Raw genomic sequence first — 21,503 nt, 5'->3', positions numbered from 1 at the left:
TGCAATTATATTGGTCCGTTTTACACATACATTGGTTTATTATACTACCTTTGTCCCGATTATTTTTCAAACATATACTTAAATGAAGACATTAACAATTGGGGACCTGAAAGCCCGTATCCCTATTATCCAAGGTGGGATGGGCGTAGGTATCTCTCTTTCCGGCTTAGCCTCGGCCGTTGCAAATGAAGGTGGGATTGGCGTTATCTCCGCGGCCGGTCTCGGGCTTATATATAAAAAATTATCTTCCAACTACACTGAAGCCGGTAATTTAGGACTGGCAGAGGAAATCCGTAGAGCACGTGAAAAAGCAAAAGGAATCATTGGCGTAAACGTTATGGTTGCCTTATCCGATTTTGCAGAATTGGTGAAGACCAGTATTGCAGAAAAGGTAGATATTATTTTCAGTGGTGCCGGACTGCCTCTTGATTTGCCGTCTTTCCTGAAGAAAGATAGCGTAACAAAGCTGGTGCCTATCGTATCCAGTGCACGTGCAGTTCGTATTATTTGTGAAAAATGGAAGAATAATTATGATTATCTTCCGGATGCGGTAGTTTTGGAAGGTCCGAAAGCTGGTGGACACTTAGGATATAAGGAAAACCAGTTGGAAGATGCCAACTATTCTTTGGAAGAACTGCTTCCTCAGGTAGTACAGGAAGTTTCTATCTTTGAGAAGAAATACAATAAGAGTATCCCGGTAATTGCGGCAGGAGGCATTTATACGGGTGAAGATATTAAGCGCATGATAGACCTTGGAGCATCAGGCGTACAGCTAGGAACCCGCTTTGTAGCAACAACGGAATGCGATGCATCCGAAGCCTTTAAGCAAACTTATATAGAGGCGGAAGAAAAGGACATTGAAATTATTAAGAGTCCTGTAGGTATGCCGGGACGTGCTATCCATTGCAATTTTCTTCAAAAAGTGAAAGATGGATTGAAACAACCGAAGCTTTGTCCGTTTAACTGTATTAAGACCTGCGATATTTCTCGCAGTCCTTATTGTATTGTTACGGCTCTGTATAATGCTTTTAAGGGTAACTTTGAAAACGGTTATGCTTTTGCCGGAAGTAATGCATGGCGTACGCAGCGTATTATGTCAGTAAAAGAAACAATTAATGAGCTGATCGCCGAATGGAAGGCGAAAGAGTAAGGCTTATTTGGTAATTAATAGAAGAAAGGTGTTGTAAGAGCTTTGTAATACAAGCTTTTGCAACACTTTTTTTATACGCTTTTTGATTACATATCTTATATTGTATCGTTTATACTATAATTATGGTATGAATATAATGTAAAACAGTGCAGATATTCTACCTAAAGAATACTGCACTGTCTAAATTGTGATTAGCGATTTGCTTTACGCATCTTCACTTCCTCTATGAGCTTCGATATTGATTTTTCCTTTAGTTGGTTTAACTTATCATCCAACCATACTTGTTTAAATTAATCATAGCTTTATCTTTTTTGCAATGAAAAATACATAGCCGTAAAAATCTTTATACTTACGGTATAGTCTTTCTTCATGGAGTTGAAACGCCATAAGTTCTTCGGCTATTTTATTTCCCGCATACTTACTAAGAAATATTTTGCGGGCTTTACCGAGTGGGGCAAAATAATGCTCTGTCCAACAAGTCGTAGGTAAAATAAAGGAGGCAACAGGTATATACCCCGCTTTCTGTATCTGGGCTATTTTGTGAGGAATCGTATCTATTTCAGGATACAAACCCATCCAGAAATCATGAATCTCTGCCGGACGCTCGTCAGTGAACCAAACACTTTCGGAAACAGCAATATATCCTCCTGTTTTCAAAAATTTACGCCACTCATTCAGTCCCCGTTCGAAGCCGATATTGTAAATAGCTCCTTCCGACCAAATCAGGTCTAACTCTTCTTCTTCAAAAGGAAGGTTATCCATTGAGCCGACTATACCTTTTACTTTATTTTGTAAGCCAGACTTTTCTGCATTCTGGTTGAAAATATGGATAAAATCGGGGAAAAAGTCAAGTCCTGTAATTTTACCTTGTATATGTTTGGCAAGTGTCATTGTTTGTCCGCCTGTACCACAGCCGATGTCAGCGATTCGGGATTGCTTTGTCAGATTGTCGATGAAGCTGAGAGCTTGGATAGTTACTTCGGGACTTCCGGGTCCTTGCCGTTCTGTATTGGTAAAAAAATCGCAGATTAAATTAACGTCGAATCCGTGGATTGTTTTATTTTCGTTATTCATTCTCTTATTTTATGTATATAGCATACACGCGAAAGCATAACAATGCTTTTGTCATTGTACACAAATTAAAAACTAAAATTATAATACATGAAAACTACTCTCGAAAGGAGTTATCCGAGAGCAAACGAAAGGACAATCTATACAGGATGTACAGATTGTTTACAACACCAAATCCGATTTAAATAGATTGTTTAACATGTAGCAAAGATAAGTAGTCTTTTGTTGGGCTACAAATTATTGCGGATAAAAATGTATTTTGAGTGTTTCTGAGTTTCGGAAACTTACTTTATTTTTTATAAAGAGAGAACTAATCCTTCATTGGCAAGGATGGTCCCGGGGAAAATAGCTTCTGCTTCTTGTTTTAGTTCTGTTAAATCTTCATAACGAGCGGAGTAGTGTCCGATCATAAACTGTTTGACTTTTGCTTGCTTGGCTATTTGTGCAGCTTGCCATGCTGTGGAATGGAATGTTTCTTTTGCACGTGCAGCATCACATTCGGCAAAGGTTGCTTCATGGTAAAGTAAGTCAACACCTTCTATAATAGGTATTATGGAAGGACTGTAAGCCGTATCGGAACAGTAAGCATAGCGTTTTGGGGGAGCGGCAGGACGTGTAAGCCGGGCATTGGGGATTATTTTTCCCTCCGGAGTGACAAAGTCTTGTCCTTGTTTGATATCTTTCATACAACGGACAGGCACCTGGTAGAAGTCTGTCATTTCCCGGATGATATGTGCTTCTTTGGGTTTTTCTGCAAATAAATATCCGCAAGTAGGGATACGGTGTTTCAATGGTATGGAATAGACGGAAAGTGACCGGTCTTCCATCACCAAAGCATGTTTATAAGGGTCTATGGAATTGAAGCGAACATCGAATTCCAGTCCGCGACAAAATAAGTCCATCACTGGACGCAGATAGGTTTCCACGTCTTTCGGTCCATGTATAACTAATTCTCCAGTTCGTCCCAACATGCCTAAAGTAGAGATAAGCCCGGGTAAGCCGAAGCAGTGGTCCCCATGGAGATGAGAGATAAATATGTGATTCAGACGGCTGAAACGAATACGCATTTTACGCATTTGAACTTGTGTACCCTCACCACAATCAATCATATATAGTTTGTCCCGTAGATCTATAACTTGTGAAGTCGCCAAGTGCCGGGTTGTAGGTAATGCAGAGCCGCATCCTAATATATTTATGTTAAAATCTGCCATGAGTGTTATTGGAGTAAATCAATGCAAAGATAATACAAAAGCTCTGGCGTTCTGTGAAAAAAAACAAAAAAACAGAAGAGCGTGTACTTTAGGTGATAGGTATTCCATATATTTGTTTGCTGTCCTTGTGGTAGCAAACTTATAGTCAGTAGAAAAGACTTGAGATATTTTCATCTAAGCCTTAACTAACTTTTTCTTTTTGTTTAAAACGGTTAAATGTAGAAACGGCCAAGCGCGAGCTTCGCCGTTTTTTTTATTTCCCGTATTGTAGGGACAAATTCAAGCCCTATTTAATGGAACGGGGCGGTTTGAACCACCCCGTAAATAGTCTGTTGATGACAAAGCTTATTTTTAATACGCATGCCCTTTGCCCTCTTCCATTTCTTTTGATGTTATTTTCCTTAAATCCAGTGAGCGCCAAGCATAGAAAATATAGGCAAGGACAAAAGGAATTAAAATAGATACATAACTCATCACTTTTAGCGTGAATGGGCTGGAGCAGCTATTCTGAATGGTAAGTGAGCTCTGTAAATCGGCAATAGACGGGTAATAAGCTGTATTATTCCAACCTGCACAAAGTAAGAGTGCCAAAACTGTAAGTACCGTGCCTGTTCCACAGAACCAAATTCCTTTTTTCCATGTCTGTGAGAGGACTGTGCGTATAATACCATAAAGAACTCCGATGACACCAAGAAGCAATACAACAAGTACAAGCGGCATTTCAATTAAGTTTATGAAATACTTGAACGCTTGCATATATATTTCTCCCGTATCTGGATTTACAGCGAACCCATTAGCTACCAGTAAATGAACCAAAAATGTAAGGAAGAATATGAGGAATAGTACAGTTTCGATAATTAAATGCTTCCGGCTTCTTTTTTGGATTTCATTATCATCTATATTATTAATGAAATAGAGGAGTGCCTGAATACGTGCAAGGAAAAAGACGGCAAGCCCCAGGCAAATATTCCAGAAAACAAAAGCAGCTTCCAAGCCATGCCAAGGATTAGCCCAAGTGGAAATAACAGGCATTGCCACATCTGTTAGTTGAGCTTTGTTTACGACAAATTCAGCCCCGTTGAAAAATGTGCCTACTGCTGTACCCAGTAAGATCGGCCCCAATATACCATTTAATAATAGAAAAACCTGGTAGGTTTTCTTTCCTAATAAATTCCCTTTCTTAGCCTGGTATTCATAGGAAACGGCTTGTATTACAAAACATGCCAGGATAAGCATCCATACCCAATAGGCACCTCCGAAACTGGTAGAATAAAACAGAGGAAAAGAGGCAAAGAAAGCACCTCCGAAGGTGACCAGTGTTGTGAATGTAAACTCCCATTTTCTTCCGGTAGAGTTTAAAAGCATCTTTTGCTGAAGCTCTGTCTTACCGATAGTAAAAAGTAAGGACTGTCCTCCTTGTACAAATAGAAGGAATACCAATAGTGCTCCCAGTAAAGAAACCAGAAACCACCAGTAATGCTGCAATAATATATATGTACTGTCCATAATGCTTAATTGAAGATTGATAATTGAAACTTGGAAACATTAAAAGTTCGGACCTTTTTTAATGGCTTTCACCATAATCCCAATCTCTGCTATCAGCAAAACTGTAAAGAGCAGAAGGAAAAGGAAGAAGGTTGTTTGTACCGAAGAGGTTGCCAGTTTTGATACCGAAGCGCTGGTAGGCAATATGTCCTGGATAGCCCAAGGCTGGCGTCCGACTTCCGCAACAATCCATCCTGCCTGTCCGGCAATATAGGCTAAAGGAATTGTCCACAATGATACCCATTGCAACCAGCGTGCATTTTCAAATTTACCTTTTTTGCTCCAGATGTAAGCAATGATAAAAAGCAGAATGAAATAACCTCCTAAAATTACCATGATGCGGAAAGAATAGAATGTGAGTCCCACATGCGGTATTAAATCGGCCGGGTCTTTAATATAACCATAACCAAAGTAAGGAAAGTTCTCGTTCAATGAGGCTTGTGCTTGCTTTGCCATCGTTTCGTCTTTATCCTTTAAAGCTTTACGGTAGTCGGCAAGGGCTTTTATAGCGATTTGTCCTTTCTGAATTTTTTCTTCAGCGGAGAGAGCCGGCGTACCATCATGAGTAGTATAGCCTCCCTTTATCAGATTCATAATACCCGGGACATATGCATCAGCTTTGCGTTCTGCAAGAAGTGAGAGCAATTTCGGTATTTTGACATCGAAAAGGAAGGGCGATTGTTGACCCGGATCTTCCGGTCTGTTTGGGTCCAGTATGCCGATTGCTACTAACCCTACACCATTGCCTCCTTCATAAAGGCCCTCCATTGCTGCCAGTTTCATCGGTTGTTTTTGGGCAACCTGATAAGCGGAACCATCACCGGTCCATACAATGAGGATAGAAGCTACTAATCCGAAAATGGCTCCTACTTTGATACTTTCCAGTGCGAATTTTTTATCTCGTTTCTTTAATAGATACCAGCTACTGATACCGATCACAAACACGGCTCCCACAATCCATCCGGAAAGTACTGTGTGGAAAAATTTATTGATTGCAACAGGGGATAATGCAACAGCCCAGAAATCAGACATCTCATTGCGTACGGTATCCGGGTTGAATTCCATGCCGACTGGGTGCTGCATCCAGGCATTGGCTATCAGAATCCAAAGTGCGGATAATGTGGCACCGACGATTGTCAGCCATGTAGAAGTAAGGTGAAAACGTTTACTCACCTTTTCCCATCCAAAAAACATAACAGCGATGAATGTCGCTTCCATAAAAAATGCCAAAATTCCTTCAATGGCAAGTGGAGCACCGAAAATATCGCCGACAAACCAGCTATAATTAGACCAGTTGGTGCCAAATTCAAATTCCAGAATTAATCCGGTAGCAACGCCGATAGCAAAGTTAATACCGAACAACTTCATCCAGAATTGTGCTGTCTTTTTCCAGAATTCGTCACCTGTTTTGTAGTAAATGCTTTCCATGATAGCCTGTATCACTCCGAGTCCGAGTGTCAGGGGCACGAAGATCCAGTGATACATGGCTGTAAGAGCAAATTGAGCTCTTGACCAGTCAATCAATGATGTGTCTATGTTCGCAATCATAACTTATATAATTTAAGGAGTTATAGCCCTTTGGATTAATTCGTTTGAAACATGTTCTTCTTTGGCGGAGTTATTTTCATATTTTCCCAGAAAATTGGGAAAGAAAAAGATTTTTAATATAAAAAACATGATAAAGAGCTTAACGAGGATTATTAACCATAATGTTTTACCAAGTTTCATTTCGCGAAACCCTTCCAGGTAAAAATGGAATATCCGTTTATATACAGGCTCGTTTTTCATACAGGCGTCTTTGTTCTCTATAACAAAGCAAATATTAAGTAAGTTTTTATATTCAGACAAATATAACTGGATATGCAATTTAAGGCATCCCTAAAGATATAGATATTATTTATATAAAAATAGAACTTATTTATAATCACTGTTAAAAAAAACTATTTTAAAAAAGAAAGGAGCGGGGAGGATTTGCTGTTCATTTCGCATTGCCTATATTTGCAACAGTTTGTGTTTTTAAAGTACGAAAAATCACAGAAAAATCATTATTAAGTGCTAATCTATAAAAAATTATTACTATGTCAAACATTTCAAGAAGATCATTTCTTCAAAGAGGAGCAGCTGCCGCAGCTGCATTTTCTATTGTTCCGGGTTCAGTTTTAGGTAAAAGCCATGGATATGTAGCTCCAACTGATAAGTTGAATATTGCAGCTGTAGGTATCGGTGGTATGGGACATGCAAATATCAACAATGTGAAAAAGACAGAAAACCTTGTTGCTCTTTGTGATGTGGACTGGAAATATGCAAAAGGCGTATTCAAAGAATTTCCTGATGCGAAAAAATATTGGGATTATCGTAAAATGTACGATGAAATGGGCAAATCTATTGATGCCGTTATCATCGCAACAGCTGACCATACTCACGCAATGATTACTGCTGATGCAATGACGATGGGCAAACACGTATATTGCCAGAAACCGTTGACTCACTCGGTTTACGAATCTCGTCTGCTTACAAAACTGGCTGCTTCAACAGGTGTTGCTACTCAGATGGGTAACCAGGGTTCTTCCGGTGAAGGTGTGAACTTGGTTTGCGAATGGATTGCTAATGGTGAAATCGGGGAAGTAACAAAGGTAGAATGTGCAACAGACCGTCCTATCTGGCCGCAAGGTTTGAATACTCCGGAAAAAGCAGATAAAGTTCCTTCTACATTGAACTGGGATTTGTTTACAGGCCCTGCACGTATGAAACCGTTCAGTAATGTTTATCATCCTTGGAACTGGCGCGGATGGTGGGATTATGGTACAGGCGCTTTGGGTGATATGGCTTGCCACATCATGCATCCTGCATTTAAAGCCTTGAAATTAGGTTATCCTACAAAAGTTGAAGCTTCTTCTACATTGTTGCTGAACGACTGCGCTCCTCAGGCACAGCATGTAAAACTTATATTCCCTGCTCGTGATAACATGCCGAAAGTTGCTATGCCGGAAGTGGAAGTTCACTGGTATGATGGTGGCATGATGCCTAACCGTCCGGAAGGATTCCCTCAAGGTAAACAATTGATGGGTGAAGGTGGTGGATTGTGTATCTTCCATGGTACAAAAGATACATTGATTTGTGGTTGCTATGGTTTGAACCCATGGTTGCTTTCTGGTCGTGTTCCTAATACTCCGAAGACAGAACGTCGTGTTACTGTTTCTCATGAAATGGATTGGGTACGTGCTTGTAAAGAAAACAAGAGCAGCCGTGTACAAACAAAATCTGATTTCTCAGAAGCAGGTCCGTTCAACGAAATGGTTGTAATGGGTGTATTGGCAGTTCGTTTACAAGGTCTGAACAAAACGTTGTTCTGGGATGGTCCTAATATGCAATTTACAAATATCGATGACAATGAAAAAGTTGCAACTGTTATTAAAGACGGTTTCAAAATTCATGACGGACATCCTTCATTTGATAAGACTTGGACAGATCCTGTTAATGCAAAACAGTATGCTGCAGAATTAATCAAACATAATTATCGTGCAGGCTGGAGTTTGCCCGATATGCCGAGATAACAGTTTTAAACTAAATAATTAAAATGAAAAAGTCAGTATTATTAGCAAGTGCCGCAGTTATGATGTGTTATATGACGTCTTGTGGCGGAGGAAAGAAAACCCAAGAAGCTGAAGCTTCAACTGATGACACAAAAACAGAAGCTGCCGTTCCTGAATACAAATTGATGAACGATCTGCCTACTGTTGATTTGTCTACATTTCCGAAAGATAAAGAAGGTAAAATTACTATGTTCGACGGAAAAACATTCAATGGTTGGAGAGGTTATGACCGCGCAGATGTTCCTGCAGCTTGGGAAGTAGCAGATGGTACAATCCATATCAAAGGTTCTGGTGCTGGTGAAGCTGGTGCTAAGGATGGTGGTGACCTGATCTTCGCTCATAAGTTTAAAAACTTTGAATTGGAATGGGAATGGAAAGTTGCCAAAGGTTCTAACTCTGGTGTATTTATCATGATCCAGGAAGTAGAAGGACAGCCTTCTTACATCTCTGCTCCTGAATTCCAGATTCTGGACAACGAAAACCATCCGGATGCTAAGTTAGGTAAAGACGGTAACCGTATGTCTGCATCTCTGTATGACATGATTCCTGCTAAACCGCAGAACTCTAAACCGTTCGGAGAATGGAATACTTCTAAAATCATGTGTTACAAAGGTACTGTCGTTCATTATCAGAATGGCGAACCTGTTGTAGAATATCACATGTGGACTCCGCAGTGGAAAGAAATGTTGGATAACAGCAAATTTAGCAAAGACAAATGGCCGTTGGCTTACGAACTGTTGCTGAATTGCGGTGGTGAAAACAAAGAAGGTTTCATCGGCCTGCAAGACCATGGTGATGATGTTTGGTATCGCAACATCAAAATTAAAGAACTTGATTGATCATTAAGTCGCATAAGTAAAAAAAGAAACCCCGGGGTCGTGATTGACACCGGGGTTTTTTATTGAAAAACAAAAGCTGTTATTTAGTCCTGACTTTAAGATTGCTATAGTTATTTCCTTCAAATTCAATTCTGCCTTTCTTGCCTCCATTGATTTCGGAGCGGAAGTTTACTTTATCTTCAACAGAAGAATTTGTCACGTTAAAGCCCTTAATGCTGTAGTTTCCGTATTTCATATTGTCGGCTTTTACTTTGAATGAAGCACGGGATGGTATGTTGATATTCAGGTTTCCGTAATGCGCTTCTGCATAGATGGAACTGAAGTCAGAATTTACTTCTCTAATATTGAGTGTGCTGTAGCTGAGTGCATCAATGTAGAGTTCTTTTTTCAGAGTTTGAATACTGCCCTGGCTGTATTTTATTTCAATAGAGCCGTTAGCCAGATTCTCAATTCCAAAGTTTCCGTACTTGATTTCCATATTGATTTTATCTACATCCTGCAGGTTCAGGTTGGAATATTTACTGTCTATATTTAAAGTGTTTGCATTGGATAGCGTAACATTACCACAATAAGCCACATCAAGATTTGCCGTTTTGACGGTACCTAAATCTACATTTCCATATTGTGCATCGATATTCAGACTCTCTGTGAAACTGCCTGCATTTATATTACCGTATTTAACATGCAGGTCGCATTTCCCTTTATTATTCTCCGGCATATTTATGTTACCGTATTTCTGGGTGAGGTCTGCTGTAAGGTTTGCCGGCATTTTGATATAATAATTGATAGAGAAGGATTCGTTGTTACCTCCGTTACCATTTTGGTTTCTTAGTGTGGTGATGGCAGAGATAGTCCTCCCGCTTTTTTCCATATTAATCTGGATACGGTCCAGATTCGCCTGTGCCCTCTCTTCATTGCGGGCTTTTACTTCAATGAGAACCTGTATTGAGACTTCATTTTTATTCCAATGGGTTACAGTGATGTTCCCGAAACGATTATCCACCTCAAGCACATCGCTGCTGCCGGCATTGAAAGACTTACTGATTTCTTTCTTTTTGATACTTTCCTGCTTATCTGCCAGGGCGGGGAAGCTACATAGTAGCATGAGCACTAAAAACAGACCGGATTTTAGAAAAGTCCGGATATTTCCGTTTGTTGTTTGATGATGTAATGTTTCCATATTTCTTTTATTTAGTATTTTTTTTATTGTTTTTTTTCAGTCTCTCCAGTTGTTCCAACATGATATTCAGACTTTCCAGACTGGAACTGTAATGTTGGTTCATCGCAAACAAGGCATCGTCGGAACAGGGGAGTACGGGCAATACGGTTTCTTCAAACATATAGTTGTCTTTCAAAACCTGCTTCATCTCTTTCAATAGCCCCTTCGCTCCGGGTGTTTGTTGTTGCTTGTACAATGTATCCATCTGGGCGACAACTTCGTTCATTTGCATATTATAATAAAGACGAAGTTCTTCGATCTCTGTCTTCATTTTGCAGCTATGATTTTGGACGGAAGTGTTTAATGGTACAGGAGCCGGTGTCCCGCCCGGCAAACGTAGTAGCAGGAACAAAGTAATACAAGCTGCCGTTGCAAAAGCAAGCAGACTGTATAGTTTTGCATGATTCTTGCGGGGGGCAGGCAGCTTTTGTGTAAAGCGTTCGAGATGTCCTTCCGGCAACAGTTCATTGTCGAAGGCCTCTCTGTTTGAATCTATGAAATTCTTAAGTTTGTCCATTTTAATTAGCAGCTATAATTTCCAGAAGCTTACGTTTCGCCCGTAGGTACTGGCTGCGTACGCTTGGTGGTTGTATTTTTAAAATAGAGGCAATTTCCTCCATGTCATATCCTTCGAAAAGGTAAAGAGAGAGAATGATCCGGTAACCGGGAGGTAAAAGGTTGCATGCCTTTTTTATTTGTGCAACCGAATAATTGATTTCATCCTCGTCAGGTTCGTCGGAATCCGGTTCAGCATAGTTGTCCCGCAGTTCTTCCCAATCGGGAGTTTGCCTGCGTACATAATCGATAGCCGTATGAATGGCAATCCGGTGCATCCATGCCTCAAAGCTCTGCCCGTCGTGATATTGGTCCAGGCGGGTGAATATTTTCAGGAACGCATCTTGCATGGCTTCCTCTGCTTCGGATGCATTTCCTACAATACGCAGGCAGGCGACATACATCCATTGTGCGAATTGTTTATAGAGTGCAAGCTGTGCAGAACGGTTACCCTTCCGGCAGTCCTCGACAATATGTGCGATTCTTTCATCCATTTGTTTATATAAACGAGTATAACTTGCAAACCGTTGCATCCCGGTTACGAAAATACACAAAAAAAGAAAGGCATCATCGCGATGCCTTTCTCCCTGAACTAAATGATAAAAATAAAAGTTATGTGGGAAGGTTTTATTTCGATTTATAATCTAATTCGATCGTCTTGTCTCCGTCGTACGATTTATATTTAATTTTCAATTTTACGGTTTCGCCTTTTGTATCAGGCAGGGTTTTCAGGTCAAATGCAACAAGGCCTTCTTGACGGGTTGTTTTTGGATCATCATACGCATTGTGGCGGAATTCAAGTGAATAAGGGTCTTGGTTATTTTCACTTGCCGGGATGAGATTCAGGAAGTGTTTCTTATAACCTCCGAACTCGGAAATGAAGTTGATGTTCAGGTAACCATCTTCAATCCATACGCCACCTTTTACCCAAAGGCTGTTTTGATACATAGTAACAGGATCTTTTCCATACACTTCATCATTCTTAGCGCCTAAATTTTCAGCAATAGGTTTGGTTAGAACCGAATCCATACGTATTATATTTACCGAGTGCGTATATCCAGCCATTTTTTCGGGTAAGAACTGGAAGTATACAATTGCCCGGCGTTCTTTTAAGTTAGACGGTACATAGTTGTTCATTGGCCAAAGCGTTGTTGTATCATCTAATTGCAAATAGTAAGAATCAGAACTTAACGGTTTGATAGTAACAATTCCTAAATTGGCATCATTCAAAGAATTGCCATCATCTTTCAAGCAAGAATAAAATGCGGTGGAGCTTAATATGACTCCCAACATTACTATAAATGTTCTCAATGTCTTCATAGCTTCATCTATCAACTTATTGTTTCTATTTTTTCCTTTATATAAGAGTAGATGATAAACTTTAATGAAATGCTGCAAAGACGATTGATAAAATATGTTAATGTTTTAAGGAGTGGTAAATAAGTTCTGCCGTTCGTTTGGAGGCACCGGGTTTTCCTAACAGCCGGATTACTTCATCATACCCTTCGAGCATGCTGTTACGATACTTGTCGTTATGTACAATCCGGTGTAATTCGTCGTGTATTTGTTGCTGGGAGAAACGAGCGCCGAAAAGTTCCTGTACAACCTCCCGTCCGGCAATCAGGTTCACCAGTGAAATATAAGGAGTATGGAAGAAGTGTTTGAAAATAAAGCTGGCAAGCGTTCCTGCCGGTACATAATAACAAACGGCTTGCGGAACGCGGAATAAAGATGTTTCAAGCGTAGCTGTTCCTGAAGTAACCAGTGCTACTTTGCTATGCTGCAATAAAAGATAGGTTTTGCCGAATACGATTTTAGCCTGGCTGTCTCCGATATATTGTCGGTAATATTCTGGTTCCAGTCCGGGAGCACCTGCTATCACAGGCTCATATTCCGGAAATGAAGCCGCAACTTCGAGCATAACAGGCAGGTTGTCTTTGATTTCCTGTTTGCGGCTTCCGGCCAGTAATGCCAGGATAGGCTTTCCTGATAAGTTTTCATCTTTTATAAAAACGTCCGGCAGTACAGCTTGTTGCTCTTTGAATTGTGCAACGGAGTCGACGGAAGGATTTCCCACATAGTCGACTGCATAATTTAATTTCTTGAAAAAATCGGTTTCAAAAGGCAGGATGCAGAACATCCGGTCCACATAGCGGCGGAAATCTTTGATACGGTATTGTTTCCATGCCCATATTTTCGGCGAAATATAATAGTAGACAGGCAATCCGAGTTGTGTTTTTACAAACTTGGCAATCTTCAGGTTAAATCCCGGATAATCAATCAGGATAACAACATCGGGATGGTAAGCTTTTATTTCCTTTTCGCAGATTCTCATATTGTTTAGTATGGTACGAAGATGAAGCAGTACGGAGATAAAGCCCATATAAGCCATTTCCCTGTAATGCTTAATTAATGTACCGCCTACCGCCTGCATTAAATCTCCCCCGAAAAAATGGAAGTCGGCTTCCGCATCCTGTTCTTTCAGGGCTGCCATCAGGTTAGATGCATGCAAATCACCGGAGGCTTCTCCTGCTATCAGAAAATATTTCATATTTATTATATTACCAGAGGTCTTCCAATCGTTTTAGTCTCTCCAGATAGTCATAATCCGTGACGTCTATCTTGCATGGAACAAGTGATGCGTATCCACTATCCAGCGCCAGTGTATCGTTGTCCACATGTATCGGTTTCTTATTTTCAAAAGAGCCGGACAGCCAGAATACAGGTTCACCTGTTGCATTTTCCGACCGTTTGAACTCATTTATCCAGCGCCCGTCTGCCTGACGGCACATTTTTACTCCTTTAACCGATGGCATATTCGGAACATTCAGGTTGAGGTATGTCCCGTCCGGCAATCCTTCTTTTAATACTTTTCGTGCCAGCATACGTGCCAGTCTGCTGCTTTCCGTAAAATCAGCATCATCCCGATGATCGAGTAAAGAAACGCCGATAGAAGGAATTCCAAAAACACATCCCTCGGCGGCAGCACCCATTGTCCCTGAATATTGGACGCTGATGGCCATATTGCCCCCATGGTTGATTCCTGAAACCAGCAAGTCGGGTTTGCGGTCCAGCGCTTCATTGATGGCGAGTTTTACACAATCCACAGGAGTTCCCGTACATTTATATATAGTCACTCCTTTTTCTTTCTTTACTAATGTATATTTGATAGGGACCAACGAGGTGATAGCACTTGCCATGCCCGAACGTGGTCCGTCCGGTGCAAAGACAATGATATCACCTAAATCCTTTAAGCATTCTGTCAGCTCTTTAATACCTTTAGCCTCTACGCCATCGTCATTAGTGAGCAGAATAAGCGGTCTGTCTTTCATCTTTCTTCTTTTTTTGGTTACTGTAGCAGCGATTTATCCGTTTTCCTGTCTGGGATATAGAAAATATTTTGTTTATAAAAAAGCTCCTTCCAGAGGTCGCGGGTGAATTTTGCATTGCTGATACAAATATAATGATTTTTTTAAGGGATGGTGAAGCCGGAAAAGGGATAGAAGTTACATTTGTAAATATTAACCCCAGGGAAATATAGATATAGTACATAAGGTAGAAAAAGTTTCAAGGCTTGAAACTTTTTGTTTCATTGGGTGGAACTTTTAGTTTCAATACTATGAAACTTTTAGTTTCAGCTTCTGAAAATATTTTGAAACTCTGACCTTTCTTTTTTTTCTGCGTATGTTGATTCCATAGGGGGATAATAGAATGTGAATCTTGATGGCGGTAGCGTCAATTCTTTATGATTTGTTTTAAAAATTGTTTCTATCTTCCTTGTTAGGAATGAGTTATCGGATATTCTGTTTATATTTGCGAGTTATCAACAGTTAAGGTGACTTTTCAACAAAACGAGCATTGTTTTGACTAAACCCATTTCTGTTAGTTTTTTAATGTTTAGTTTTGCCCTGAATAAATAAACATAGTATGGGAAAGATTATCGCTTTAGCAAATCAAAAAGGTGGTGTCGGTAAGACAACCACTACGATAAATCTGGCTGCGTCGCTGGCTGCACTCGAAAAGAAAGTGCTGGTTGTTGATGCGGATCCACAGGCTAATGCTTCATCCGGCTTAGGAGTGGATATACGGAACGTGGAACTTTCCATTTACGAATGCCTTGTGAACGGTGATGATGCCAAGCGGGCAATCACTGCAACCGAGGTGGAAGGACTGGAAATTATCCCTTCTCATATAGATTTGGTCGGTGCGGAAATTGAAATGCTGAATATGGATAGCCGGGAACAAATATTGAAACAGATTCTGGTTCCCCTGAAGGATATGTACGATTATATCCTGATAGATTGCTCTCCGTCTTTAGGTTTGATTACTGTAAATGCATTAACTGCTGCCGATTCGGTGATTATTCCGGTACAATGCGAATATTTTGCTTTGGAAGGTATCAGTAAACTGTTGAATACGATTAAGATTATTAAATCAAAATTGAATCCGGCTCTTGAAATAGAAGGATTTTTACTTACAATGTACGATTCGCGCTTGCGTCTGGCAAACCAGATATACGAAGAAGTGAAGCGTCCGTTCCGTGATTTGGTCTTCACGACCGTTATCCAGCGGAATGTGAAACTGAGCGAAGCTTCCAGTTATGGTAAACCGGTTATTTTGTATGATGCGGAGTCGAAAGGGGCTCTTAACCATATGCAGCTTGCGCAGGAATTGATTGATAAGAATAAATAATGTTGACAGTCAACTAAATTTGAATTATGGCAGTAATGAAAAGATCGGCTCTTGGTCGCGGTTTGGATGCTTTGATTACGATGGATGACCTGAAAACAGGTGGTTCGTCATCTATCAGTGAGATAGAATTGAGCAGAATTCAGCCGAACCCGGATCAGCCCCGTTCCATATTTGAAGAAGAAGCCCTCGAAGAACTGGCAACTTCCATCCGTTCTTTGGGTGTAATCCAGCCGATTACCCTGAAAGAGACCGGTACGGAAAAATATATGATTATATCCGGTGAACGGCGTTACCGTGCATCTTTGATGGCAGGGTTGGATCGCATACCGGCTTATATCAAGACCGCCGCCGACGATAATGTGGTCGAAATGGCGCTGATAGAAAATATCCAGCGTGAAGACCTGAATGCAATAGAAATAGCCCTTGCTTATCAGAAATTAATAGATAATTATGGCCTTACACAGGAAAAATTGAGTGAACGGGTAGGAAAGAAACGGACTACGATAGCAAATTATCTCCGTTTGTTGAAACTGCCGGCAGAAATACAAGTAGGGCTGAAAGATAAGAAAATAGACATGGGGCATGCACGTGCCCTGATACCCGTGGAAGACCCGGAAGTCCAGTTGGCTTTGTATGAGCAAATTCTGGCAGAAGGGTTATCCGTCCGTAATGTGGAAGAAATTGTCCGCAACGGAGTGAATGCTGTTGCTCTTGCCCAGGCAAAGAAAGAACAGCCGGCGGGACATAAACCGAGACTTCCTGAAGAGTTTAATTTGCTGAAAGATCATTTGTCCAGTTTTTTCAATACTAAAGTGCAACTTGTTTGTAATGATAAAGGAAAAGGGAAAATAACCATTCCTTTTACTTCGGAAGATGAATTGGAAAGGTTGATTGGCATGTTGGATAAACTGAAATGAAAAACAGATTAGTACTTCTTTTGTTATTAGGATTATGTTGTTCGTGGATCGGACGGGCACAGGTGGAACAGGCTTTGGACCGCGATACGGTGATGTCGCCGGATTCCATTATTCCAGCCGTTGTCCAGGGACAGGTTGCTGTTCAGGATTCTTCGGTTACAGCAGTCATGTCGGCCGCTGATTCGCTTCCGCAACCGAATCCGAAGTTGGAGGTCAAACCTTTTAAACCCAATCCGAATAAAGCGCTGCTTTATGCACTTGTTCCCGGCTTGGGACAGATTTATAACCGGAAGTACTGGAAATTGCCGATTGTGTATGGCGCTTTTGTAGGATGCGTATATGCAATTACGTGGAATAACAGGAATTATACGGACTATTCCAATGCTTATCTGGATATTATGACAGACTACCAGAAGGTACAGGATGCTAAGAAAGCGGGGAAGGAGTATAATGGTCCGTGGGGTAGTTGGGAAATTTTCGTCCCGGTAGGGAGTGAAAAGGAATATGTCTCGAATACCCAGTTCCAGGACAATTTGAAACGCCGGAAGGATTATTATCGCCGTTATCGTGATTTAAGTATTATCATCACGGTCGGAGTTTATGCCCTTTCGATTATCGACGCTTATGTGGATGCCCAGCTCTTCGACTTTGATATTTCGTCGGATCTGAGCTTACATTGGTCGCCTGAGGTGACGCCGGAAACAAAATTCAGTTCAGCGTCATACGGATTTAATTGCAGCTTAAAATTTTAGAAAAACATGAATAAATATCTACTTATCTTATCCTGTTTGTTCGGCTTTCTTACTGCCGCTTATTCGCAAGACTGCTCAACCGACGGACAACAGTATTCGACATTATCGACAGACTCGCTGTCTGACGTAGTGGGACTTATACCTGAAAGTCTGGATGCAAACGTAGATAGTCTGTTACATAGCTGGCATGTCCAATATTTCTCCAAGCGGGATGAGTATTGCCATGATGATGATGAAAATGTTTATTTTCCCGATTCTGTTTATATCGAACGCCTACAACGTTTGCCTCGTGTTATCGGGCTGCCTTATAATAAGGTAGTGCGGGATTGTATCGATTTGTATGCAGCACGCAAGCGTAACTTGGTTCGTTATATGTTGGGAATGGCAGATTTTTATTTCCCTATTATTGAAGAGGTCTTGGATAAACATAATCTCCCTCTTGAGCTGAAATACCTGGCAGTTGTGGAAAGTGCATTGAATCCGACTGCGCTTTCGCGCGTAGGTGCCTGTGGACTTTGGCAATTTATGTTGCCGACCGGAAAGATTTATGGACTGGAAATAAACAGCTTGTTGGATGAACGCCGCGACCCGAAAAAAGCCACGGAAGCTGCCTGTAAGTATTTTGAAGATATGTATGCCATTTATGGAGACTGGAATTTAGTTTTGGCTTCTTATAATTGCGGACCGGGAAATGTGAATAAGGCCATACGCCGTGCCGGTGGAAAGACCGATTTTTGGGATATATTCCCTTATTTGCCTAAGGAAACCCGCTCGTACGTTCCTCTCTTTATTGCAGCAAACTATATAATGAATTACTATTGCGACCATAATATATGTCCGCTTCAAACCAGCCTGCCGCTTGCTACTGATACGATTATGGTGAATGAGATGTTGCACCTGCAACAGGTCTCGGAAGTACTGAATGTAGATATAGAACAGTTGCGTGCGCTTAATCCGCAATACAAACGCGATATTATACCGGGAAATACCGAACCCTCGGTTTTACGTCTTCCGGCAGCCACTACGTATGCATATGTAGATAAGGAAGATTCGATAAACAAACATCGTGTGGAAGATTTGCTTGCCAACTGTTTGCCGGAAAATAAAGCAACACAGGAACGGATAACCCATATTGTGGGAGCGGGTGAGAATATTTATACAATTGCCAATCGTTACGGAGTGACTCCGAAAGACATACGCAAGTGGAATGGTCTTGGTTCAAACCGTCTGGCAAAAGGACGTCGCCTGAAATTGCATGTGGATAACGGTGGTGTAGCCTTTGCTTCTAACGTAAAAAAGGAAGAAGCTGTAAAAAAAGGAACAACTGCGTCGGCTAAAAAAGCGACTCCGGTTACGACTAAAAGCAATACAATAGCAAAGGCTTCGACACGGAATGTTGAATATAAAGTTCGGTCCGGTGATTCGCTTTACTCTATCGCCCGAAAGTATCCCGGAGTTTCTACGGATGATTTACAAAAGGCTAACGGACTGAGCAGTGCGGACATCCGTCCGGGACAAGTTTTGAAAATTCCTGTTGTATAACTTTTATCGCGCTTTCGGAGTTATCAAAGCAAATATTTATTTATATTTGCCTAAACGGTTACTAAAAACAAAAGGGATTCCGATATGAGCGATATAAATAGAACGAAAGATACAACGAATATAGTTTCCGGTCAAACCACCAAACCTGTTCTTTCCGAGGATGAACAGATGATTCAGGATAGTTTCAACGAGCTATTGAATGATTACCTTAAATCTAATCACCGCCGTAAGGTAGAGCGTATTACGAAAGCATTCAATTTTGCGAATCAGGCACATGCCGGGGTGAAACGCCGTTCTGGTGAGCCTTATATTATGCACCCATTGGCTGTGGCACGTATCGTATGCCGGGAGATGGGGTTAGGCTCCACTTCTATTTGTTCCGCATTATTGCATGATGTAGTGGAAGATACGGAATATACGGTGGAAGACATGCGCGATATGTTTGGCGATAAGATTGCCCAGATTGTGGATGGACTGACTAAAATTTCCGGTGGTATCTTTGGAGAACAGGCTTCTGCACAGGCGGAGAACTTCCGCAAATTATTGCTTACCATGAGCGATGATATCCGGGTAATTTTGATCAAGATAGCCGACCGTCTCCATAATATGCGTACATTAGGTTCCATGTTGCCTGCTAAACAATTTAAGATTGCAGGTGAAACTTTGTACCTGTATGCTCCCATGGCTCATCGTTTGGGGCTTTTTTCCATTAAAACAGAGTTGGAAGACCTGAGCTTTAAATATGAGCATCCCCAGGAATATGAAATGATCCGGGAAAAGCTCCAAGCTACGGAGAAAGACCGGAATGAATTATTCAAGCATTTTGCGAAGCCTGTCGATGGGAAGTTGAAAGCAATGGGGTTGAACTATGAAATGCGTGCCCGTGTGAAATCTGTCTATTCAATCTGGAATAAGATGGAAGCAAAGCATGTACCGTTTGAAGATATTTATGATTTGTATGCTGTCCGTATTATCTTTGATCCGCTGCCGGGTGTGGATGAGAAAAATCAATGTTGGGATATTTATTCTGCAATTACGGATGTTTACCGTATTCGTCCGGACCGTATCCGCGACTGGGTAAGCCGCCCGAAAGCAAATGGGTATCAGGCGTTGCATCTTACAGTGATGGGACCGGATGGGCAATGGGTGGAAATACAAATTCGTAGTCGCCGTATGGATGATATTGCGGAAAAAGGTTTTGCTGCCCATTGGAAATATAAGGAAAACAATGTCGAAGAGGATACTGAACTGGATAAATGGTTACAAACGATTACCGAAATCCTGGAAAGTCCGGACCCGAATGCATTGGATTTTTTGGATACGATTAAACTGAATTTATTTACATCCGAGATATTTGTTTTTACTCCGAAAGGTGATATAAAAACATTGCCGCAGGGAGCTACTGCACTTGATTTTGCTTATGCCTTGCATACAAATATAGGCGACAGGTGTATAGGTGCGAAGGTAAATCACCGGCTCGTTCCGTTGAGTCACCCGTTAGCAAGTGGAGATCAGGTGGAAATATTAACTTCCCGCTCGCAGGAGCCTCAGCCGGAATGGCTCAACTTTGTTACGACAGCCAAAGCGCGTGCAAAAATTGATTCTGTCCTGAAAAGAAACAGGAAAGAAGCCGCTAAGGAAGGGGAGGTTAAAGTTATAGCTGCTTTCAAGCGTTCGGAGATGGAACCTTCCATGGCTAATTTGGATAAACTGTCCGTTTATTTTGGTTTCTCCAAACGCGAAGAGTTTTTCTATGCAGTAGAGAAGGGTGATGTTGTTCTGCCCGAAAATATAAAGAAACTGCTGAAAGAGAAAACTGATAATGTACTGTTCAAGTATGTAAAACAGGCGTTGGGAGTAGGAACGAAGAGCACCAAGAAACCAGAAGAAGCAGAAGAACCGGAAAAGAAGGAAAAAATTAAATATGACAAGTCTAAGCCTTATATCTTGCGTGAAGAAGTTTTTGAACGTAATTATGTAATTGCGGATTGTTGTAAACCGATACCCGGGGATGATGCACTCGGGTTTATCAATGATGACGGTAATGTGGTAGTCCATAAACGTTCCTGCCCTATCGCTATGCGTCTGAAAAGCAGTTTTGGCGAACGTATCTTGAATACCGAGTGGAGTAGTCATAAGAATGCTTCTTTTGAAGCGACGCTTGAAGTGAAAGGTCTTGATTCTATCGGTGTATTGAATGCAATAACAAAGACTATCACAGACTTTAATGTGAACATACAACGCCTGCAAATCGATGCAAAAGATAGTTTCTTCGAAGGAAAGATTAAGATGAAGGTACACGATGTGGAAGATATCCAGCAGATGTGTGTAGCTCTGTCCAAGATAAAAAATATCAAATCGGTAGGGCGTGTGGCTGACTAAGTAAGCAACTGCAAACATAAAATAGGCTACTAAGG

At 41.1% G+C, this 21,503-nt stretch carries 19 protein-coding genes; 8 read left to right on the top strand and 11 right to left on the bottom strand.

The features are described 5' to 3' along the window. Positions 1-82: 82 nt before the first annotated feature. Entirely contained in the window at positions 83-1,150 is a 1,068-nt protein-coding gene (locus ACGE0T_RS18625; RefSeq protein WP_459188078.1) for an NAD(P)H-dependent flavin oxidoreductase, read from the top strand. 294 nt (positions 1,151-1,444) lie between these two features. Here ACGE0T_RS18625 and ACGE0T_RS18620 read toward each other — a convergent pair whose 3' ends face one another. From ACGE0T_RS18620 to ACGE0T_RS18600, 5 genes are all read right to left on the bottom strand, one after another. Next, a complete protein-coding gene (locus ACGE0T_RS18620; protein WP_459188077.1) occupies positions 1,445-2,224 on the bottom strand; it encodes a class I SAM-dependent methyltransferase in 780 nt (259 codons plus the stop codon). Positions 2,225-2,517: 293 nt separating this feature from the next. Further along, positions 2,518-3,432 carry a ribonuclease Z gene (locus tag ACGE0T_RS18615; protein ID WP_459188076.1) on the bottom strand — a complete coding sequence of 305 codons (915 nt, stop codon included), beginning with the start codon at positions 3,430-3,432 and terminating at the stop codon, positions 2,518-2,520. Between the two features lie 351 nt (positions 3,433-3,783). Then, a complete protein-coding gene (locus ACGE0T_RS18610; RefSeq protein WP_459188075.1) occupies positions 3,784-4,938 on the bottom strand; it encodes a cytochrome d ubiquinol oxidase subunit II in 1,155 nt (384 codons plus the stop codon). Positions 4,939-4,977: 39 nt separating this feature from the next. After that, positions 4,978-6,525, bottom strand: a complete 1,548-nt coding sequence (locus tag ACGE0T_RS18605; protein ID WP_459188074.1) for a cytochrome ubiquinol oxidase subunit I — start codon at positions 6,523-6,525, stop codon at positions 4,978-4,980. Between the two features lie 12 nt (positions 6,526-6,537). Then, entirely contained in the window at positions 6,538-6,765 is a 228-nt protein-coding gene (locus tag ACGE0T_RS18600) for a DUF4492 domain-containing protein (RefSeq protein WP_459188073.1), read from the bottom strand. A 290-nt stretch (positions 6,766-7,055) separates the two neighbouring features. On the opposite strand from ACGE0T_RS18600, the gene ACGE0T_RS18595 reads away from it, so the two are divergent. Further along, positions 7,056-8,531: a Gfo/Idh/MocA family oxidoreductase gene (locus ACGE0T_RS18595; protein WP_459188072.1), complete on the top strand. Its 1,476-nt coding sequence runs from the start codon at positions 7,056-7,058 to the stop codon at positions 8,529-8,531. A gap of 23 nt (positions 8,532-8,554) precedes the next feature. Further along, positions 8,555-9,409 carry a 3-keto-disaccharide hydrolase gene (locus ACGE0T_RS18590; RefSeq protein WP_459188071.1) on the top strand — a complete coding sequence of 285 codons (855 nt, stop codon included), beginning with the start codon at positions 8,555-8,557 and terminating at the stop codon, positions 9,407-9,409. 79 nt (positions 9,410-9,488) lie between these two features. Here ACGE0T_RS18590 and ACGE0T_RS18585 read toward each other — a convergent pair whose 3' ends face one another. From ACGE0T_RS18585 to surE, 6 genes are all read right to left on the bottom strand, one after another. Continuing rightward, a complete protein-coding gene (locus ACGE0T_RS18585; protein WP_459188070.1) occupies positions 9,489-10,589 on the bottom strand; it encodes a hypothetical protein in 1,101 nt (366 codons plus the stop codon). Between the two features lie 7 nt (positions 10,590-10,596). After that, positions 10,597-11,145, bottom strand: coding sequence for a hypothetical protein (locus tag ACGE0T_RS18580; protein WP_459188069.1), 549 nt, complete (start codon positions 11,143-11,145; stop codon positions 10,597-10,599). Position 11,146: 1 nt separating this feature from the next. After that, on the bottom strand, positions 11,147-11,677 hold the full coding sequence (locus ACGE0T_RS18575; protein ID WP_459188068.1) for an RNA polymerase sigma factor: 531 nt from the start codon (positions 11,675-11,677) through the stop codon (positions 11,147-11,149). Positions 11,678-11,810: 133 nt separating this feature from the next. After that, positions 11,811-12,503 (bottom strand): NigD-like protein, encoded by a 693-nt coding sequence (locus ACGE0T_RS18570; RefSeq protein WP_459188067.1) that lies wholly within the window; start codon positions 12,501-12,503, stop codon positions 11,811-11,813. Positions 12,504-12,600: 97 nt separating this feature from the next. Beyond that, positions 12,601-13,734: a lipid-A-disaccharide synthase gene (lpxB, locus tag ACGE0T_RS18565; protein WP_459188066.1), complete on the bottom strand. Its 1,134-nt coding sequence runs from the start codon at positions 13,732-13,734 to the stop codon at positions 12,601-12,603. Between the two features lie 10 nt (positions 13,735-13,744). Next, positions 13,745-14,515, bottom strand: coding sequence for a 5'/3'-nucleotidase SurE (surE, locus tag ACGE0T_RS18560; RefSeq protein ID WP_459188065.1), 771 nt, complete (start codon positions 14,513-14,515; stop codon positions 13,745-13,747). Between the two features lie 595 nt (positions 14,516-15,110). On the opposite strand from surE, the gene ACGE0T_RS18555 reads away from it, so the two are divergent. The 5 genes from ACGE0T_RS18555 (at position 15,111) to ACGE0T_RS18535 (ending at position 21,468) form a co-directional block, all read left to right on the top strand. Then, positions 15,111-15,875, top strand: coding sequence for a ParA family protein (locus ACGE0T_RS18555; RefSeq protein ID WP_459188064.1), 765 nt, complete (start codon positions 15,111-15,113; stop codon positions 15,873-15,875). 26 nt (positions 15,876-15,901) lie between these two features. Further along, positions 15,902-16,792: a ParB/RepB/Spo0J family partition protein gene (locus tag ACGE0T_RS18550; RefSeq protein ID WP_459188063.1), complete on the top strand. Its 891-nt coding sequence runs from the start codon at positions 15,902-15,904 to the stop codon at positions 16,790-16,792. Then, on the top strand, positions 16,789-17,544 hold the full coding sequence (locus tag ACGE0T_RS18545; protein ID WP_459188062.1) for a DUF5683 domain-containing protein: 756 nt from the start codon (positions 16,789-16,791) through the stop codon (positions 17,542-17,544). Before ACGE0T_RS18550 ends, ACGE0T_RS18545 begins: the two co-directional genes overlap by 4 nt. 6 nt (positions 17,545-17,550) lie before the next feature. Beyond that, positions 17,551-19,086, top strand: a complete 1,536-nt coding sequence (locus ACGE0T_RS18540) for a lytic transglycosylase domain-containing protein (RefSeq protein WP_459188061.1) — start codon at positions 17,551-17,553, stop codon at positions 19,084-19,086. Between the two features lie 84 nt (positions 19,087-19,170). Beyond that, positions 19,171-21,468, top strand: a complete 2,298-nt coding sequence (locus ACGE0T_RS18535) for a RelA/SpoT family protein (RefSeq protein ID WP_459188060.1) — start codon at positions 19,171-19,173, stop codon at positions 21,466-21,468. The last annotated feature ends 35 nt before the right edge of the window (positions 21,469-21,503 follow it).

The sequence above is a fragment of the Parabacteroides sp. APC149_11_2_Y6 genome (genome assembly GCF_054506995.1).
Note: the sequence above shows the minus strand (reverse complement) of the source record. Positions and strands in the feature narration are given on the sequence as shown.

What these genes read in the sequence shown, in the direction of transcription:
- surE (WP_459188065.1), bottom strand. Translation starts at nt 14,515, where the DNA reads ATGAAAGACAGACCGCTTATTCTGCTCACTAATGACGATGGCGTAGAG.
- ACGE0T_RS18615 (WP_459188076.1), bottom strand. Translation starts at nt 3,432, where the DNA reads ATGGCAGATTTTAACATAAATATATTAGGATGCGGCTCTGCATTACCT.
- ACGE0T_RS18540 (WP_459188061.1), top strand. Translation starts at nt 17,551, where the DNA reads ATGAATAAATATCTACTTATCTTATCCTGTTTGTTCGGCTTTCTTACT.
- lpxB (WP_459188066.1), bottom strand. Translation starts at nt 13,734, where the DNA reads ATGAAATATTTTCTGATAGCAGGAGAAGCCTCCGGTGATTTGCATGCA.
- ACGE0T_RS18555 (WP_459188064.1), top strand. Translation starts at nt 15,111, where the DNA reads ATGGGAAAGATTATCGCTTTAGCAAATCAAAAAGGTGGTGTCGGTAAG.
- ACGE0T_RS18550 (WP_459188063.1), top strand. Translation starts at nt 15,902, where the DNA reads ATGGCAGTAATGAAAAGATCGGCTCTTGGTCGCGGTTTGGATGCTTTG.
- ACGE0T_RS18585 (WP_459188070.1), bottom strand. Translation starts at nt 10,589, where the DNA reads ATGGAAACATTACATCATCAAACAACAAACGGAAATATCCGGACTTTT.
- ACGE0T_RS18535 (WP_459188060.1), top strand. Translation starts at nt 19,171, where the DNA reads ATGAGCGATATAAATAGAACGAAAGATACAACGAATATAGTTTCCGGT.
- ACGE0T_RS18600 (WP_459188073.1), bottom strand. Translation starts at nt 6,765, where the DNA reads ATGAAAAACGAGCCTGTATATAAACGGATATTCCATTTTTACCTGGAA.
- ACGE0T_RS18570 (WP_459188067.1), bottom strand. Translation starts at nt 12,503, where the DNA reads ATGAAGACATTGAGAACATTTATAGTAATGTTGGGAGTCATATTAAGC.
- ACGE0T_RS18590 (WP_459188071.1), top strand. Translation starts at nt 8,555, where the DNA reads ATGAAAAAGTCAGTATTATTAGCAAGTGCCGCAGTTATGATGTGTTAT.
- ACGE0T_RS18610 (WP_459188075.1), bottom strand. Translation starts at nt 4,938, where the DNA reads ATGGACAGTACATATATATTATTGCAGCATTACTGGTGGTTTCTGGTT.
- ACGE0T_RS18620 (WP_459188077.1), bottom strand. Translation starts at nt 2,224, where the DNA reads ATGAATAACGAAAATAAAACAATCCACGGATTCGACGTTAATTTAATC.
- ACGE0T_RS18545 (WP_459188062.1), top strand. Translation starts at nt 16,789, where the DNA reads ATGAAAAACAGATTAGTACTTCTTTTGTTATTAGGATTATGTTGTTCG.
- ACGE0T_RS18625 (WP_459188078.1), top strand. Translation starts at nt 83, where the DNA reads ATGAAGACATTAACAATTGGGGACCTGAAAGCCCGTATCCCTATTATC.
- ACGE0T_RS18595 (WP_459188072.1), top strand. Translation starts at nt 7,056, where the DNA reads ATGTCAAACATTTCAAGAAGATCATTTCTTCAAAGAGGAGCAGCTGCC.
- ACGE0T_RS18575 (WP_459188068.1), bottom strand. Translation starts at nt 11,677, where the DNA reads ATGGATGAAAGAATCGCACATATTGTCGAGGACTGCCGGAAGGGTAAC.
- ACGE0T_RS18605 (WP_459188074.1), bottom strand. Translation starts at nt 6,525, where the DNA reads ATGATTGCGAACATAGACACATCATTGATTGACTGGTCAAGAGCTCAA.
- ACGE0T_RS18580 (WP_459188069.1), bottom strand. Translation starts at nt 11,145, where the DNA reads ATGGACAAACTTAAGAATTTCATAGATTCAAACAGAGAGGCCTTCGAC.